This window comes from Vibrio jasicida 090810c, assembly GCF_002887615.1.
GTDB lineage: Bacteria > Pseudomonadota > Gammaproteobacteria > Enterobacterales > Vibrionaceae > Vibrio > Vibrio jasicida.
On the sequence record NZ_CP025793.1, the window covers coordinates 1,730,271 to 1,746,701 of the forward strand.

Below are 16,431 nucleotides of genomic sequence, written 5' to 3' on the forward strand. Positions count from 1 at the left end.
CATTATTCTGTTTACTGATCCACAATCAACATTAGTTCTACTCGACGGTTACAAGCTTTACCAGTTGACGTCGCGTTGCTGCATTGTGGAACGTATTCTCCAAAGCCACGAGAAAACACGCGCTGGCGCGGTAAACTCGTCGCCAACAATTGCTTCTCTACTTCACGAGCTCGCTTTTCTGACAAACTGTCGTTGAAACTTGCAGCACCTGTACTGTCCGCATGACCATCAATCACGACATCGACATCCGCTCTGCCTGATAAATAATGACCTAGGTTACGAATCCAATCTTGAGATTGCGAAGAGAGCTTCGCTGAGCCAGTTTGGAAATGAACCTGCTCTTTCAACCGAATCATAAGATGCTCGCCACTGATGGTTTCGTGGGCGATTTGATGTCTATTTAAAAACATCTCCAGTGACATCACGCCCTGTGACTTTTTTCCCATCGAGCTCGTCGCTTGTGTAGCCTGTCTCGGTGCAGAAACATAAGAAGTAGGTGTGTAACCCCACTCAGGATGTCTTAGCTCTGAATTTGTTCGAGGGGCGGTATCAAGAATGTTCCCCCCTGGGACCATGTTAGGATCCATGCTGGTGCATCCGGCCAACATACCACATGCAACTAAAAACCAATGCTTCATACTGTTACCAACGTAGAATGAATTCCTGCTCACTGTGTCGGCTCAAAATGTCCAAACTTTAGTGCTTTCGTTTTTCTAATCTATTTTCCAAGCACCTATCGTGCCAATATTTTCTTTTACTCGACAATTTATCGGTGTTCCCAAAGGTTTAACCGCCTATCCCATCATATGCACATCACTAAGTTGCGACCAAATTTTATGAGCTAACATCCGCTAACACGATTTAGGGCAACAAACCACGCGCCATAACTATGTTTTGACTAAACTTTCTTCGATTGTCTCACTTTAGTGTAACAAGCCGTTTTAATGGTTTTCGTTGATAACGTTAACCGATAAACTATCGATAACTTTACAATCTAGAGCGTCACCCATGTTTAAAACCATTTCTAAAGGCGTTGTCCTTTTTGCCGCAGTAGCGGCACTTGCGGCTTGTGATAACGGCAATTCTCAGCCACAACAAGGTAAACAATACGAAGTACTGCCAACATCATTGACGGAATATGACCTAGCCCCACTGACGGAAGTCTTCTCTCTCAACTGTGGTCACTGCCGTACAATGGAAACCTTTGTTCCTCAAATCGAATCACTCACTGAACAGAAAGTGCAAAAAATGCATGTGACGTTCAATGAAAGCGCGCAAATCAGTGCCATCATCTTCTACACAGCGGTTATGCAATTAGATGGCACACCAGACAAAGCATTCATGGAAGAATTGTTTGCAGCAGTCCAAATGGGGTCAGAAGCGACGACTGATGAGCGTCAAGCAGCAGTAGAGAAAGTATTTGAATCTCGTAATTTAATTAGCCCATACCAATTGGACGAAGCTCAACAAGCTGAGCTGTTTAAGTTCATTGCAAAGGCAGAAGAAATCACAACTCGTGGTCAGATTAACTCAGTACCTGCCTTTATCGTAAACGGCAAATACCAAGTGATCACTGGTGGTCATGAAACCGTTGAAGCAATGGCTGACACCATCAACTATCTGCTAAAACAACCAAAATAAGACAAGGAGCAATTGTGTCTAAATTTCTGTTTCCTCTTATCATTTTCATCCTAGCTGGCTTTTTTATTTACCGCACTTGGACAAACCATAAAGTCGCAGATGAAAACTTTGCAAAAGGCCAAGCGTTCTTGCTAGAAAACAGCAAAGCTGAAGGCGTCATTGCAACAGAAAGTGGCCTACAGTACTTAGTACTAGAAAAAGGCACTGGTGAAGTCCACCCAACAGCGAACAGCAAAGTAAAAGTACACTATCACGGTACACTTATCGACGGTACGGTATTCGATAGCTCAGTAAATCGTGGCGAGCCGATCTCATTTGGTCTTAACCAAGTGATCAAGGGTTGGCAAGAAGGTTTACAGTACATGGTTGTTGGCGAAAAAATCCGCCTGTTCGTGCCAAGTACACTAGGTTACGGGAAAAGTGGCTCAGGCCCAATCCCACCAGCGAGCGTCTTGATTTTCGACGTGGAGCTATTGGATATCCAATAACCTCTCCATAAACTAAAAAACGCTGCGATAATCGCGGCGTTTTTTCTATCCGATAAAGTTATACCCAAGTAATCTGAAAGTGATTAGCTGTATTAAGCTTTCGGGTAAAATACTAGTTTATCCCCTTCCACCATGACGCAATCCATGTCCGCGGCATGAGCGGCTTTTTTGCCAAGCTCGGTATCTTCAAATACCACACACTCTTTCGCGTTTAAGCCAAGCTGTTTTGCTGCCATCAGAAAAGTGTCTGGGAAAGGTTTGTGATTTTCTACGTCAGTATCCGTCACGACTGCGTTTAGCTTCTTCAAGATACCCGCTTTCGTCAGTAATCGCAGCGCACTGTCACGTTGACTGCCAGTCCCAACCGCGATCTTCTTTTCGCCAAAGTATTGGTCAAGAACCGTATTGGTGCAGGAAATGATTTCGCCATGCAGTTCCATCTCTGCAAAGGTTTCCATCTTGAAACGAGAGACAGTTTCAGGATCGAGAGACAAACCATGCTCACGGTTCACTTCACCTACAATTTTGAAGCTTGGCATTCCACCTAAGCTGTGTAACCAGTCTTGATGAAATGGGAAGTCAAATCGATCGGCTGTTGCTTGCCAAGCGGCCAAGTGCGCTGGCATGGTATCAATCAATGTGCCATCCATATCGAAAATCAGACCTTTGTAGGGGCTTAAATCTATCGTGTTCATGTCAATTCTTCTATTTATACATCTCTAGTGGTAATTTATCAGCCATTGCAACAAACCATATTGGCATTTAGTAAACATGCTCAAAATTTCGAACTCCGTCACAATTCAAGACTGGGAAATCCAATTATCCCCCATCCGCGCTCAAGGAAATGGTGGGCAAAACGTTAATAAGGTATCGTCCGCGATACATTTGCGCTTTGATGTACGTCATTCCACATTGCCGGATTTCTATAAAGAGCGGTTACTTGCGTTGTCAGATAGCCGGATCACCAAAGAGGGAGTGATCATCATCAAAGCACAACAATTTCGGACGCAAGAGCAGAACAAAGAAGACGCATTAAACCGATTACAAGCGTTAATCCAATCTGCTAGCCGGACGGATAAGAAGCGTATTAAAACCAAACCAACACGCGCTTCGCAACGTCGCAGACTTGATAGTAAAAACAAGCAAGCGACAAAAAAACAGCAACGCCAAAGAGTGCTGTACTAAAAACGTCAGAGCTAACCATTGGGAACCTTTTTGGGCTCCTTACTTTAGTCAACTATTCAGGACAAGCTTTATGACTATCAGGCACAAGCTCTACTCCCTAGGAGTGATCGCCATTTTGGGTATCGTCACCCTGTTGGCCACCTCGTCACACTTCGCTAACCAAAGCCAAGAGCTCAACCACGCGATTAAACTCGTCGGAGATTTGGAAATCCGATTGCTCAACCTTCGCCGTAACGAAAAGGACTTTTTATTACGCGGCAACAACAAATACCTTGGTAAGTTTGACGGAAACGTTGATAAGTTCCTTAGTACCGAACAAGAATTGGCAGGCATTCTTAACCGTTATGACCTCCCTTCTAGCCACCAATTCAAACAAGACCTATTATCTTATCAAGCTGGCTTTCAAAAACTTGTAGCGGCCTATGAACGTTTCGGATTGGATAACCAAAGTGGGTTGCTTGCACCGTTTCAGCAAGCGCTGTCTGAAGCCAAGATAACCGCTAATCACGAACAAGTGATCGCTTTGACTCAATTCGATGAACTCGTAGAAGCAGGCGAAGTTAATGAGAGCCTATTACAAGGCTTATATGTACCAGCATTGATTGAGAGTGCGCATCAGCTTTCCGCTCAGAAACGAACCATAGGCGTTGCTTACAATAAAGGTTTATTGGGCGAGACTCGTGCCCTCTCTCATACTGTGGAAGAACAATTTAAGACTTTCTCTTCAGCACTGACCAATGCGGCTCAAGAACGCGATACTCAGAATGCTATCGTGAAGCAAAGCATCACTGTGCTGGTTTTGGTGGTGATATTTGCCCTTATTATGCAGATATCTCGGTCTATTAACTTACGAGTCAGCAGCTTATTAGCCACGATAAAAAACATCAGTGAAAGCAACAATATGGGTTTACGTTCTGAGCTAAAAGGCAAAGATGAACTGGTAGACATTAGTCACCACTTAAATGATCTATTAGATAAACTAGAACACTTAATCCATGGCACCCAAGAAAAGTCCGCACAGTTATCTGCTAGCACAGACAATATGCACCGCGAACTTGAAGGTGTGATGGAGCAATTCCACGCACAAGCTGACCACACCTCTTCTATGGCAACCGCTGTACAGCAAATGGTGGCGACAATTGGAGAGATTTCAGAAAGCACATCCGTCGCTGTAGAGGGCGTCCATCAAGCCGCAAGCAACGCAGAACAAGGTCGTACTGTCGTCGAGACTACAGTAACGAATGTCGGCCAGTTAACGGGCATTCTGTCTAATAGCCAACAATCGATTGGTTCTTTGAACGAACACGTTGCGAAAATTGGTGGTGCAGTCAACATCATCCAAGACATTGCAGAACAAACTAATCTACTTGCTCTCAACGCAGCAATTGAAGCGGCGCGTGCTGGCGAACAAGGACGCGGTTTTGCGGTCGTTGCAGATGAGGTTCGTGCATTGGCAAGCCGCACACATCAATCGACAGAGGAGATTACTCGCGTGGTGTCAGACATTCAATCGCAAATGTCGATGGTGGTTTCAGATATTGATCAATGTAATGACCAAGGGCAACAAACCCTATCGGCATCAGGACAATTGGATTCAAGCTTACAACAAATCATTGCCGACATGAACGCGATTCAAGGCAACTCGGAGCGCATCGCATCAGCTATTGAAGAGCAAGGCATTGTGATGAACCAAGTCAGTGATTCGATCACCGAACTGAATGTAATTTCCGAAAATAACATGCAGTCAGCCCAAGAATGTTTGCACGAGGTGAACTCGGTTTCTGCACAAGCTCATGATATGGACGATGCCGTCGCTAAATTTAAGACACGCGACGTATAGACAGCAACAATCACTAAGCATTCTGTGAATACGCCAGTTTCGCTCTACCTTCATCCTAGTGAGAGTATAGGGATGTTTAAAGTGCTCAATAACTTCGACCTAGCGTCACAAGATTTGAGCCCATATGAAAACGTCGAAGGTTGGAGCAAGCGCCAAGAGCTTGGCAACTGATGCCTTTTCACTATCAACATCAACAAAAAGCCCGAGGCACTCACATGCATCGGGCTTTTTATTTTCAGAGTGAACTCAGCGTTTATTCATCATCAAGAGGAACAAGCTTGGTACTTCCGCCATGAATTTTCTCACGCTTTCTCTGTACCAATGCGTAGAAGCCTGGTATCAAGAAAGTACCTGCTAGCAGCACGCAGAGTAGCCCCCCTATCAACGAGATACCCAACGAGTTCTGACTCACGTGACCTGCACCCGCCGCAAAGATCAGCGGGAAGATACCCAAGATGAACGACCAAGAAGTCATGTTCACCGCACGGAAACGCAGTTTACCACCTTGAACAGCCGCACTATCGATATCCACATCTTTCTCTTCACGCTCTTGCTTGGCGAATTCCACAATAAGGATTGCATTCTTCGCCGCGAGCGCTATGAGTAGGACGAGACCTATCTGCGCGTACAAGTTGAGAGGTGTGCCTGTTAGGTTCAATGCGAGGAAGGACCCCAACGTCGCTACTGGCACTACTAGGATAATTGCAAGTGGAATCGTCCAACTTTCGTATTGCGCTACCATGAACAAATAAATGAAGATCAACGCCAACGCAAACGCATAAATCGCTTGGTTACCCGCTAGCACCTCTTGGTAGGCCATGCCCGTCCATTCGTAAGTGTAACCTTGTGGCAGAACTTCTGCCGCAACGCGTTCCATTGCAGCAATGGCATCACCACTTGAGTAACCCGGAGCTGGCTGACCTTGGATAATGGCACTGCGGTACATGTTGTATCGCCATGCTACATCCGGTTCAAACACTTGCTCATAACTCACTAGCGTACTCAACGGCACCATATCACCACCAGAAGAACGAACGTGGAAACGCTCTAAATCTTCCATGCTGCTACGGTGTTCACTGTCTGCCTGCATGGTTACGCGGAAGTTCTTACCGAACATGGTAAAGTCATTCACGTAAAGTGAACCAAGGTTACCTTGTAGAGTTTGGAAAATAGACGACAGTGGGATGCCTAACTGTTGGGCTTTTTCACGGTCAATGTCGACGTAGTAATGCGGAACGTTGGCACGGAACGTACTGAAAGTGTAAGCAATTTCAGGCGCTTGGTTAGCTGCCTGAATCATCTCGCCCATAACCATTGATAGGTCTGTACGGCTACGGCCTAGCGTATCTTCAAGTACGAATTCAAAACCAGATGCCGCACCCATACCCGGAACCGCAGGTGGTCCCATGGCAAAGACGATAGCTTGAGGAAGCTCCATTGCAGCTCGACCGTTAATACGGTTCGCAATCGCATTGGCAGAGTGCTCTCCATCTAAACCATTTCGCGTATCCCAATCATGCAGTTTGATAAACAGAGACGCACCGTTTGATGCTGCGGCACCTGTCATGAATGAGTAACCATTCGCAACGGTAACACCATCCACGCCCGGTTCCTGTTCCACCATCTTCATCAGATCATTTGTCACTTCCTCAGTACGAGAAAGCGAAGCGGAATCTGGAAGTTGCACGTTAACCAGCAAGATGCCCTTATCTTCTTGGGGTACAAACGCCGTTGACGTCGTTTTCGCAAAGAAGGTTACTGCAGCAACCGCAACAAAGAAGAAGGAGATCAGTAGGATCGACTTCTTCACTAAGAAGCCCGCAATTTGACCATAGCGCGCAGTCACTCGCTCAAGACCACGGTTAAACGCTTGGAACCAGTTTGCCGTGTTGCCACCACCCTGTTTCAATACCAACGAACATAACGCTGGAGACAGTGTTAGTGCGTTAATCGAGGAAATAACAACTGAAATACAGATGGTCAGTGCAAACTGACGATACATGATGCCAGTGATACCCGGAAGCATGGCAACTGGAAGGAATACTGCTAATAGAACCAAAGTCGACGTAACAATTGGACCCGTCACCTCTTTCATTGCGATCAAGGTTGCTTTACGCGGTGAAATACTCGGGTCTTTCGCCATCGTGGTATCCACGTTTTCGATAACCAGAATCGCATCATCTACAACGATACCGATAGCGAGAATCAAACCAAACAGCGTTACTGTGTTTATGGTGAAGCCTGTGGCCTGCATGATGGCAAAGGTACCAATAAGCGACACCGGAATGGCCACCACTGGAATTAAGGTTGCACGCGCACTCCCCAAGAACAGATAAGTCACTGCGATTACCAGCAAGATTGCTTCAATCAGCGTTTTGACAACGCCCTTAATCGATTCGGCAACAAATACGGTTGTATCGTAACTGGTTTCGTAAGCCATACCTTCAGGGAAGTTCGTACTTAGGCGATCCAGCAAATCCATGACCGCCTTACCACTTTCTAGTGCATTCGCATCCGATTGCAAAGACAGCGCCACGATAGAAGCGTCTTGACCACGGAACTTACCGTTACCGTCGTAGAACTTTTTACCAAGTTCAACACGAGCAACGTCTTTCAGGTACACCGTTGAACCGTCTGAATTAGCACGAAGAACCACGTCTTCGAACTCACTCACGCTTTCCAAACGACCTTTGGTCACTAGGTTAAACTGAACTTCTTGCGGATTATTGTAAGGCGCAGCGCCAACACGTCCCGCAGCAACTTGAACGTTTTGTTCAGCTAACGCCGCGTATACGTCGCTCGTGGTTAGGTTGAGGTTGGCCATCTTCTCTGGATCCAACCAAACACGCATTGCGTATTCACCGCCACCGATAACGTTAACTTCACTGATGCCTTTAACACGCGCTAACTGGTCTTTCACGTTCAGGTTGATGTAGTTGATAAGGAACTTGTCATCATACTTACCATCTGGCGAGTAGAAGTTCAGAACCATCAACAGGTCCGGAGAACGCTTTTTCACCGTGACACCAACCATACGCACTTCTTGAGGCAACTTGGACTCAATCTGTGACACTCGGTTTTGCACGTTAACCTGAGCCATGTCTGGGTCTGTGCCTACATCAAAGGTGACATTTAGGCTGTACGAACCGTCATTCGCGCTTTTCGAAGACATGTAAATCATGTTTTCTACGCCATTGACGGAGGTCTCTATGGGGTCGGCTATCGCCTGTTCAACCACTTCGGCACTCGCGCCAGTGTAAAACGCCGTCACGCTCACCGATGGCGGGCTGATTTTAGGATATTCAGCAACGGGTAGGATCGCTAAAGAGATGGCACCTGCCAACGTCAAAATGATCGAAATTACCAGTGCAAACTTTGGTCTTTGTATAAAGAAACGACTTAACATTCCGCCTCCTACTGCTTGTCTTCAGCAGGTGCTTGAATGCGCACTTCTACGCCGTTACGCACACGTTGCAGACCTTGTGTAATGACCGTATCGTCCTGTTCTAGACCTTCATTAATGATGATGCCCTGCTCGACTTGTGGACCAAGCTTCACATTGCGACGTTCAGCAACATTACCTTCTGCCGTCACCATAACGAAGTCACCTTCGAGGTCAGTTTGAACCGCACGACGTGGTACAACGATCACGTCTTTCGCGTTTTTATCACGCAAGTTCACTTTAATATGCTGACCAGGAAGTAATTTCTGTTCTGGGTTTGGCACCAAAGCACGCATAGCAATCGTACCCGTCTGAGTATTGATACGGTTACCCAAGAAATCCAACTGACCGAGATGCTCGAAGTACTCGCCGTTTTCAAGTTCAAGTTGAACCTCTACCCCACTCGACTCAGCACTCCCATCACCTTTGATACGATCCATTCCAAGCGTTAAACGCTCACGTTCGCTCACGCTGAATGAAGTATGTACTGGGTCTAAGCTAACCAGTGTCGTTAGGATGCCAGAAGATGGAGAAAGTAGATCACCCGTACTTACTTTACTGTCGCTGATGCGACCGCTAAATGGCGCTCGGATTTGCGTATAAGAAAGGTTAACTTCCGCCAGTTTAAGCTGTGCATTTGCGGCTTCCAATTCAGCACGAGCACCAAGTAACGTTGCCGTTAATGCATCAAACTCGGATTGCGAAATACTGCCACGAGGAAGCAAGTTTTTACCGCGTTGGTGATCAAGCTCCGCTTTTTTCAATGCTGCTTTCGCTTGAGCTAGTGCCGCTTTAGCACTCGCCACTTGAGCTTCGAAAGAAGAAGGCTCTATGGAGTACAACAGCGCCCCTTTTTCGACCATTTGACCTTCGTCAAAATGGCGAGCTTCGAGGTAGCCGGAGACTTGTGCCGTAATATTCGTATCTTCTACTGCTTCAATGCGGCCGATGTAAGATTTACTCGGCTGGTAGTCGATAATTGTGACATCCTGAGTCACAACAAGAGGAGCTTGGCTCCCCTTCTGGGCATTGTTTGCTTCTCCGCATCCCGCGAGGATAGCTGTTGCCGCCATTAATGCGACGAGTGGTTTCTTTTGCATGTATATACCGTCTTTATAGAACAGGATTCAATTGACAATACCCTAACCTTACAGGGAGCTTTGTCCGAAAACTTCAAGAGAAATAAGGGAATGTGTTTCAAAGTGTAAGCTGATGAAACGACTCGCAAACATAGTAATAATGGCGCTAAAAATGTTGCGATCATGTTCGTGGTTTAACATGAAAATCATTTTGGTAACTCACTTCATCATTGCCATTTTTTTACGCAATCATTGTTATATGAGTTAATAAAGTGAAAACTTCGTTGAGAGGAAGCATGATTTGACTATTTTTTTAAACAGAATGGGTTATCATGCAATTAATTCAAAGCTTTCGACCGAGGATGAGTATGATTTCTAAATGGGAGAAACGTTTTTACCAAATGGCTGAGTTAGTGGCGTCTTGGAGTAAAGACCCATCTACACAGGTCGGTGCGGTAATCACTAAACAGAACCGCATTGTTTCGGTAGGCTTCAACGGCTACCCACATGGCGTGTCTGACAGCGTTGATACAGATGAACGTGAGCTAAAGTACCTCAAAACACTACACGCAGAAGAGAATGCGATTCTGTTCTCTAAACGCGATTTAGACGGTTGTGATATTTGGGTAACCCACTTCCCTTGTCCAAACTGCGCAGCAAAGATCATCCAAACCGGGATCGCTCGAGTAAGCTGTCCAGAACAATCAGAAGACTTTTTGTCTCGATGGGGTGACAAGATTCAAGTGAGCCAAGATATGTTTGACCAAGCAGGCGTTGAAGTAAACTGGTTACCAATAAGCGACATTGAAGAAAAAGATGTTCGCTAATTCTGATTAAGACGCCAAAAAATAAGAAAGCCCAGACACTGTCTGGGCTTTTTGTATCTAGCGTGACACTTAGCTATGCTTCTTCGCGGTAAGTTCAGCAATTTTCACAATGACTTGTACTGATTTCTCCATCATTTCTACCGAGATAAATTCATGAATGCCATGGAAGTTATAACCGCCGGTAAAGATGTTCGGACAAGGTAAGCCCATAAATGATAGGCGCGCACCGTCTGTACCACCGCGTATCGGTTTAATAAGTGGCTCTACATCGCACTCTTCCATCGCTAATTTAGCGAGTTCGATAATGTGAGGGTAAGGCTCTACCATCTCTCGCATGTTGTAATAGCTGTCAGTTAACTTCAACTCAACCGAACCGTGTTTCAAGCCTGCGTTCATGTCATCGACTAGCTTCTGCATAAAGGCTTTACGGCTTTCAAGTCCTTCACGATCGAAATCACGGATGATGTAACCTAGCTCACTGCGGGCGACACCAAGTTCACCAGATTTAAGATGAAAGAAACCTTCGTAGCCTTCTGTCGTTTCTGGCGTTTGATCTTCTGGCATCTGCACTTGGAATTTCGCAGCCAAGTTCATCGCGTTAACCAGTTTACCTTTAGCAGTGCCTGGATGAACACTTACGCCATGGAAAATAACGTCTGCACTGGTTGCGTTGAAGTTTTCGTATTCCAATTCTCCTTGAGGGCCACCGTCGATAGTGTATGCCCATTGCGCGCCAAACTTTTCTACATCGAACAAATCAGCACCGCGACCAATCTCTTCATCGGGAGTAAAGCCGATACAAATATCACCGTGTGGGATTTCTGGGTTTTCGATCAACATGGCAACAGCAGATAGAATCTCTGCAATACCCGCTTTGTTGTCAGCGCCAAGCAACGTTGTGCCGTCAGTGGTAATTAGGTTGTGGCCATGAAGTTCATGCAGATCTGGATACTGCACCGGAGAAAGCACTTCATCACCTAGACCAAGAGCGATATCACCGCCTTGGTAATCTTCAATAAACTGGGGGTTTACATTTTTGCCTGAAGCATCAGGCGCGGTATCCATGTGAGCAATAAAACCGATAGCAGGCACAGCGTAATCAACATTCGACGGTAATTTTGCCATTAGGTAACCGTTATCACTTAAGGTTACGTTGCTCAATCCGAGTTCCTGCATCTCTTTCTTTAAATGCTGAGCAAAAACCAACTGACCGCCAGTACTTGGGCAGGCGCTCTCGTGGGGATTTGATTGAGTATCGAACGTGACGTAGCGAAGAAATCTTTCAACTAAATGCTTCATAATTATTCTCATTGTTTTGGTGAAGGCCCGCACAAGGGATACATGGGAGTGCGAGGATCCTATCCAACATGGTTCGACAAGCCATGTTACGCTCATGCCACAATAAGAATTTGCTTTGAATCAGTTTTTCATCAGAAAGTGCTGGTATGCCCTACCAGCACTCACACTAACAGGTTGTTTTATCGAGTATTAATTCAGTAGTTCTTCAGCGAGCTCACGCCATTCACGAATTTTGCCATGAAAATGTCGCCATTGTTTGTCACTCATCGATTGGGATATATCTAGAGTGAATTGATCCGTCAGTTCGATATTACGATCAATATTGTCCCTCAATTGATCACTATAATAACTTTCCGGCTCGAATAAGAGCTTCATGAATACCTGCTGGTAAACAACAGTGTTGGTTTTATTTTCGAAAAGGTACTCTAACTCCTGAATTATTGACGAGCGGTAATCTCGCCATAACGGACTATTTATAATCACCTTTTTAGAAAGTTGTTTCGCGCGCACTTTTTGCTGGTTAGATAATTTACCAAGCCACTCTTCCATCCACTCTTCTGTATTCTCTAAGACAATTTCTCGCAGCTCTTGTTCCGTTTTCCCTGCGTATTTTTCATCTCTTTCTTTGTAACGCTCTTTTACACTGTCGACAAACTCCGATTCTTGCTTAGTGTTTAACTGCATACTCAGCGAGAAGAGGTCCGGCGCGGCTTTCGAGACAAGACGTTGGTAGTGGTCTCGCATTTGATCTCGGTTCGCTTGCAATGACTCTAGCGTCACGTTGTCTTTATTCAGTGACTCTAATTGTTTTAAGTGATCGATATATAAAGGTAATTCTTCCTCTTTATGCCAATCGGCCAGTAATAAAATACGCTCTTCAAGCAACGACTCTTGCTCTCCATCAAGAGAAACGTAATCGTCTAAATATTCAATCACAACCCAGTCTATATTGCTGTATAAAAACTTTTTTGCACATCCGGCTAACAACACAATAGATATCAATACAAATCCATATCGAACCGCTTTATTGGATAAACTTTTAAATTTCATCACCGATCCATATTCCCTTTTTTATTGATTAAGTTCTATACTCACCCTAAATCACTTAGTATTGCGGCAAACTTTCGTCAGTATGGCAAAGTCTTTTTGCCACCCTCGTAGTATATAGAGTTTGAAATTAACTTTTTTATCACAACTATCCGCAAAAAAGTGAGTTAGTGCGCAATTATCGGCCAAAATATGAACGAGACGGCGTTCCTTAAATGGCATATAAATTGCATCAATAACAACAGGATAGTTTATGGAGGCGTAGCATGGCTGCTGCTGAGCAACTTGATACGATTGTAGAGTACGAAATTCGTTACTTTGAACAGGGGAAAATACACAGTATGAGAGTGGTCGCGGAAGATAAAAAAGCGGCACATCATTACTATTTAGAGTGCGGTAAATACAACAGCGATTTGTACTCTATTCGCCCAGACAAATAAAAAAACCGCCTAAATTTGGGCGGTTTTTGCATCTAAAGCACTCAGAGTAAGTTACTTAATTTCACCAAAGCGCTCTAGGTAAAGCACGGTTGCTGCAGTACGTGAAGGTACTTTCAGCTTTTTGAGTAGACTCTTCATGTGTACTTTTACCGTCGACTCAGAGATAAACAGGCGATCTGCGATCTGTTTATTACGGAAGCCACGTGCTACCTCTTGCAGGATCTGCGTCTCGCGATCGGTCAGCGAGTCAAACACATCCTCTTGTCCTGAACGCTCGTTCAAGTATTTCGCAACCGCTTGGCTGTAGGCCTTGTCACCTTCATGTGCTTGTTTTAGTAGCTCAACTAATTCATCTGGCTCGGTATCTTTTAGTAAGTATCCGTCTGCTCCGCTACGCACAATCGCTTCAATATCCGCAGGGCTATCAGAAACCGTCAGGATTACAATGCGAGCTTCACAACCATCGGCACGAAGTGCTTTAAGCGTGTCCAACCCGGACATGCCTTTCATATTAAGATCCAGAAGCACCAAATCCAGCTCAAGTTCGTGAGCTTTTGCGACCGCATCCGCACCACTACTGGCTTCTGCAATAACTTCAAAGTCTGACTCAAAACTTAGCAACTGATGAATACCACGTCTCATGAGTGGGTGATCATCCACCAGCATTACTTTACACACTGTCAATGTTTACTTCCTTACTATGTTGGAATTCTAGTCTCACGATACAACCATCGTTCTTTGCCGCCTCTACACTGAGGTCTGCGTGCAATCTTGCTGCACGTTCTTGCATGATGCTCATACCGTAATGATTTAATTTTTCGTCTTGTTGCTCAAAGCCTATACCATCATCAGCTACAGTCACTGTGACTTTCCCATCAGAATCAAGACATTGGATCTTAATATTCTTAGCTTGAGCGTGTTTTATCGCATTTATTGTCGCTTCTCTGATCAACTGTAGTAGATGCACCTGTTGATGCGCGTCTAATTCCGTTGATGAAAGCTTATTATTCAAAGAAATTTCCGCTGCTGTTTGTTCGTCTAACGTCGCCACCATTTCTTGAAGCGCTTGACCAAAACTGCCCTCTTTAATCGTAAGACGGAAGGTGGTCAAAAGCTCACGTAATTGGGTATAGGCAGCTGACAAGCCAGTATCGAGCTCAGCGATCACTTGATTCGTTTGAGAGATCGCTTTTTCATCTGGAATATTTTTCACACTGCGTTTGAGCAGCGATACTTGTATTTTTAGATAAGACAAAGCCTGAGCCAAAGAGTCATGTAACTCACGAGCAATAGTTGCACGCTCTTCCATCAATAACAGCTGCTCGGCTTGTCGTTGCGCACGGTTGTAATATACCGCACGTGATAAGATTTGAACAAAGTTGTCGATCAGTGTTTCATTCGGGCACGGTAAACCAGCTTTCCAATGTAAGTAACCGAGGTGCTCACCATCCAACGTTAATGTCTCACTGTGGCAATCGGTATCACAACCGTGTCGACACTCTTCTCCTTCGGTCAGTATCCAATTTGGCTCGCCAATTTGATCAATTTCGAGCTTAACTGCACGAATTCCTTCCAAACTTGCAATATGTTGTAAAATAGCCTGAAAATTTTCTTGATGGATACGAGAAGCCGTCAGCTCTTTAGACGAATCGTACAGCACTTGAAGCGATTGATTTGCGTGCTGTAGCTTACGAGTTTTTTCGTCAACCGCTTGCTCTAACCCTCGATATAACTTACCCAAATCCATCGCCATCCGATTGAATGTTCGGGTTAAAATTCCCATCTCATTGTCGCTTGAGATGTTAAGCGATACATCAAATGAGCGGTTTTTAATTTGCTCACTTGCCGCAACCAAAGCGCGTAACGGCCTTACCACTTCTAACCGAATAAAATGCACAACAAACATGCTTGCACACAGAATCCCGCCAAGCCCCAGCCCGCCAATCCATGCTAGGTTGATGAGTTTTTGCTCAGAATAGTTTTGCAGCTTAAAAACAAAGGCATCAATTTGTTGAACAAAACCAGCGACTAAAACCAAGTATTGAGTCCGATCTTGGCTCTTTAATACCGATTTAAGTTCGTGCCAACGCAGAATCAACCGGTAATAGTCTTTTGTGATGTCTTCGGGCACCGTCCAATGTTGAAGCGCTCTCATAGAATGTGAATAGATTGACGCTTCAAATAAATCAATGTGTGAAGAATAATCAACAGATTCACTTTGAATATCATGAGCTAACCGATAACTCTGCATTCGCATTGAACCAGCAACGTTGACTGCCTCCGCATCGTTCAAGCTTGATGCTAAAGTGAAAATAGCAAAGCCAGTAGTCGCTACAGAAAGAAGTAAAATCAACATCATGGCAGATGCAATTGTACGTGTTACTGACTTTTTCACATTTTTAAACAACTCTGAACTCCGCTCATTTGATAACCATGTTTGCCTTTCTACAACACGTATTATCTTTCAACTTTATCAATATGTGATCACCTGCGTCGGAATTTATTGATCCAAAACAATATTGCATTCGAATTACCCCCTAAGAGGTATTTATAGATATATGTCAAAAACTACAATTTCGTGTACTTAAATGACAGTTTATTAATGAAATTGTGGACTATGCTTAGTTTGGGTTTCAAATTTTGAGGTGACTAAGTGGTAGACCTTTCTCGAAGAAGACTTTTTGCTAGAAAAACGCAGTTGGATAATTCCTTACGTCTTCCTTGGATAGCGAAGCCAACGCAGTTTACAGACGACTGCACTCGTTGCGGTAAATGCGTCGAGGCATGTGAAACCAAAATTATAATCAAAAGCGACGGTGGATTTCCTGCGGTCAACTTTTCTATCGATGAATGCACTTTTTGTTATCAATGCGCCAATGTTTGTCCTGAACCCTTGTTCTTATCAGAAACAGAACAGCCATGGCAGGCAAAAGCGAGCATCACCGATAGTTGTTTAGCTAAGCAAAATGTCGAGTGCCGAAGCTGCGGGGACATGTGTGACCCAATGGCAATCCGGTTCAAATTGGAACTGGGCAAGGTGGCACAACCAAATTTAGACCTTGATGAGTGTAACGGCTGCGGCGCATGCGTTTCAGTGTGCCCTACTTCATCCATCAATGTGAGCAATATAACAGCCTGAACCG

General features: G+C 44.8%; 15 protein-coding genes. 7 read left to right on the top strand and 8 right to left on the bottom strand.

All coding sequences use genetic code 11. The features are described 5' to 3' along the window. Positions 1-11: 11 nt before the first annotated feature. Positions 12-638 (bottom strand): OmpA family protein, encoded by a 627-nt coding sequence (locus C1S73_RS25185; RefSeq protein WP_038867433.1) that lies wholly within the window; start codon positions 636-638, stop codon positions 12-14. Between the two features lie 370 nt (positions 639-1,008). Here C1S73_RS25185 and C1S73_RS25190 point away from each other — a divergent pair, with 370 nt between their 5' ends. Together C1S73_RS25190 and bamJ are read left to right on the top strand one after the other, a co-directional pair. Then, a complete protein-coding gene (locus tag C1S73_RS25190; protein ID WP_038867431.1) occupies positions 1,009-1,641 on the top strand; it encodes a thiol:disulfide interchange protein DsbA/DsbL in 633 nt (210 codons plus the stop codon). Between the two features lie 14 nt (positions 1,642-1,655). Next, positions 1,656-2,129, top strand: a complete 474-nt coding sequence (bamJ, locus tag C1S73_RS25195) for a BamJ family beta-barrel-assembly machinery protein (RefSeq protein ID WP_038867429.1) — start codon at positions 1,656-1,658, stop codon at positions 2,127-2,129. 92 nt (positions 2,130-2,221) lie between these two features. Here bamJ and C1S73_RS25200 read toward each other — a convergent pair whose 3' ends face one another. Then, positions 2,222-2,824, bottom strand: a complete 603-nt coding sequence (locus tag C1S73_RS25200) for a beta-phosphoglucomutase family hydrolase (RefSeq protein ID WP_038867426.1) — start codon at positions 2,822-2,824, stop codon at positions 2,222-2,224. A 76-nt stretch (positions 2,825-2,900) separates the two neighbouring features. On the opposite strand from C1S73_RS25200, the gene arfB reads away from it, so the two are divergent. Then, positions 2,901-3,314: an alternative ribosome rescue aminoacyl-tRNA hydrolase ArfB gene (arfB, locus tag C1S73_RS25205; protein ID WP_038867424.1), complete on the top strand. Its 414-nt coding sequence runs from the start codon at positions 2,901-2,903 to the stop codon at positions 3,312-3,314. A gap of 70 nt (positions 3,315-3,384) precedes the next feature. Further along, positions 3,385-5,154, top strand: coding sequence for a methyl-accepting chemotaxis protein (locus C1S73_RS25210; protein WP_038867422.1), 1,770 nt, complete (start codon positions 3,385-3,387; stop codon positions 5,152-5,154). 253 nt (positions 5,155-5,407) lie between these two features. On the opposite strand, the gene vmeZ is transcribed toward C1S73_RS25210, so the two are convergent. Together vmeZ and vmeY are read right to left on the bottom strand one after the other, a co-directional pair. Next, the gene (gene vmeZ, locus C1S73_RS25215) at positions 5,408-8,560 is read right to left on the bottom strand and encodes a multidrug efflux RND transporter permease subunit VmeZ (protein WP_038867419.1); all 3,153 of its coding nucleotides are present in this window, start codon (positions 8,558-8,560) and stop codon (positions 5,408-5,410) included. Positions 8,561-8,568: 8 nt separating this feature from the next. Then, complete coding sequence (gene vmeY / locus C1S73_RS25220) at positions 8,569-9,696, bottom strand: multidrug efflux RND transporter periplasmic adaptor subunit VmeY (RefSeq protein ID WP_038867417.1); 1,128 nt, start codon at positions 9,694-9,696, stop codon at positions 8,569-8,571. Between the two features lie 347 nt (positions 9,697-10,043). Between vmeY and C1S73_RS25225 the strand changes: the two genes are divergently transcribed. After that, positions 10,044-10,502 carry a dCMP deaminase family protein gene (locus C1S73_RS25225; RefSeq protein ID WP_038867415.1) on the top strand — a complete coding sequence of 153 codons (459 nt, stop codon included), beginning with the start codon at positions 10,044-10,046 and terminating at the stop codon, positions 10,500-10,502. A gap of 69 nt (positions 10,503-10,571) precedes the next feature. On the opposite strand, the gene pepT is transcribed toward C1S73_RS25225, so the two are convergent. Together pepT and C1S73_RS25235 are read right to left on the bottom strand one after the other, a co-directional pair. Further along, positions 10,572-11,801 (bottom strand): peptidase T, encoded by a 1,230-nt coding sequence (gene pepT, locus C1S73_RS25230; protein WP_038867412.1) that lies wholly within the window; start codon positions 11,799-11,801, stop codon positions 10,572-10,574. Positions 11,802-11,990: 189 nt separating this feature from the next. Further along, the gene (locus C1S73_RS25235) at positions 11,991-12,851 is read right to left on the bottom strand and encodes a DUF6279 family lipoprotein (RefSeq protein WP_038867411.1); all 861 of its coding nucleotides are present in this window, start codon (positions 12,849-12,851) and stop codon (positions 11,991-11,993) included. A gap of 263 nt (positions 12,852-13,114) precedes the next feature. Between C1S73_RS25235 and C1S73_RS25240 the strand changes: the two genes are divergently transcribed. Then, positions 13,115-13,288 (top strand): hypothetical protein, encoded by a 174-nt coding sequence (locus C1S73_RS25240; protein ID WP_038867409.1) that lies wholly within the window; start codon positions 13,115-13,117, stop codon positions 13,286-13,288. 51 nt (positions 13,289-13,339) lie between these two features. Here C1S73_RS25240 and C1S73_RS25245 read toward each other — a convergent pair whose 3' ends face one another. Together C1S73_RS25245 and narQ are read right to left on the bottom strand one after the other, a co-directional pair. Continuing rightward, complete coding sequence (locus C1S73_RS25245) at positions 13,340-13,972, bottom strand: response regulator (RefSeq protein ID WP_227740525.1); 633 nt, start codon at positions 13,970-13,972, stop codon at positions 13,340-13,342. Then, complete coding sequence (narQ, locus tag C1S73_RS25250; RefSeq protein WP_038867405.1) at positions 13,959-15,695, bottom strand: nitrate/nitrite two-component system sensor histidine kinase NarQ; 1,737 nt, start codon at positions 15,693-15,695, stop codon at positions 13,959-13,961. The genes C1S73_RS25245 and narQ overlap by 14 nt, the downstream gene beginning before the upstream one ends. 246 nt (positions 15,696-15,941) lie before the next feature. On the opposite strand from narQ, the gene napF reads away from it, so the two are divergent. Next, positions 15,942-16,427: a ferredoxin-type protein NapF gene (gene napF / locus C1S73_RS25255; protein WP_081634754.1), complete on the top strand. Its 486-nt coding sequence runs from the start codon at positions 15,942-15,944 to the stop codon at positions 16,425-16,427. The last annotated feature ends 4 nt before the right edge of the window (positions 16,428-16,431 follow it).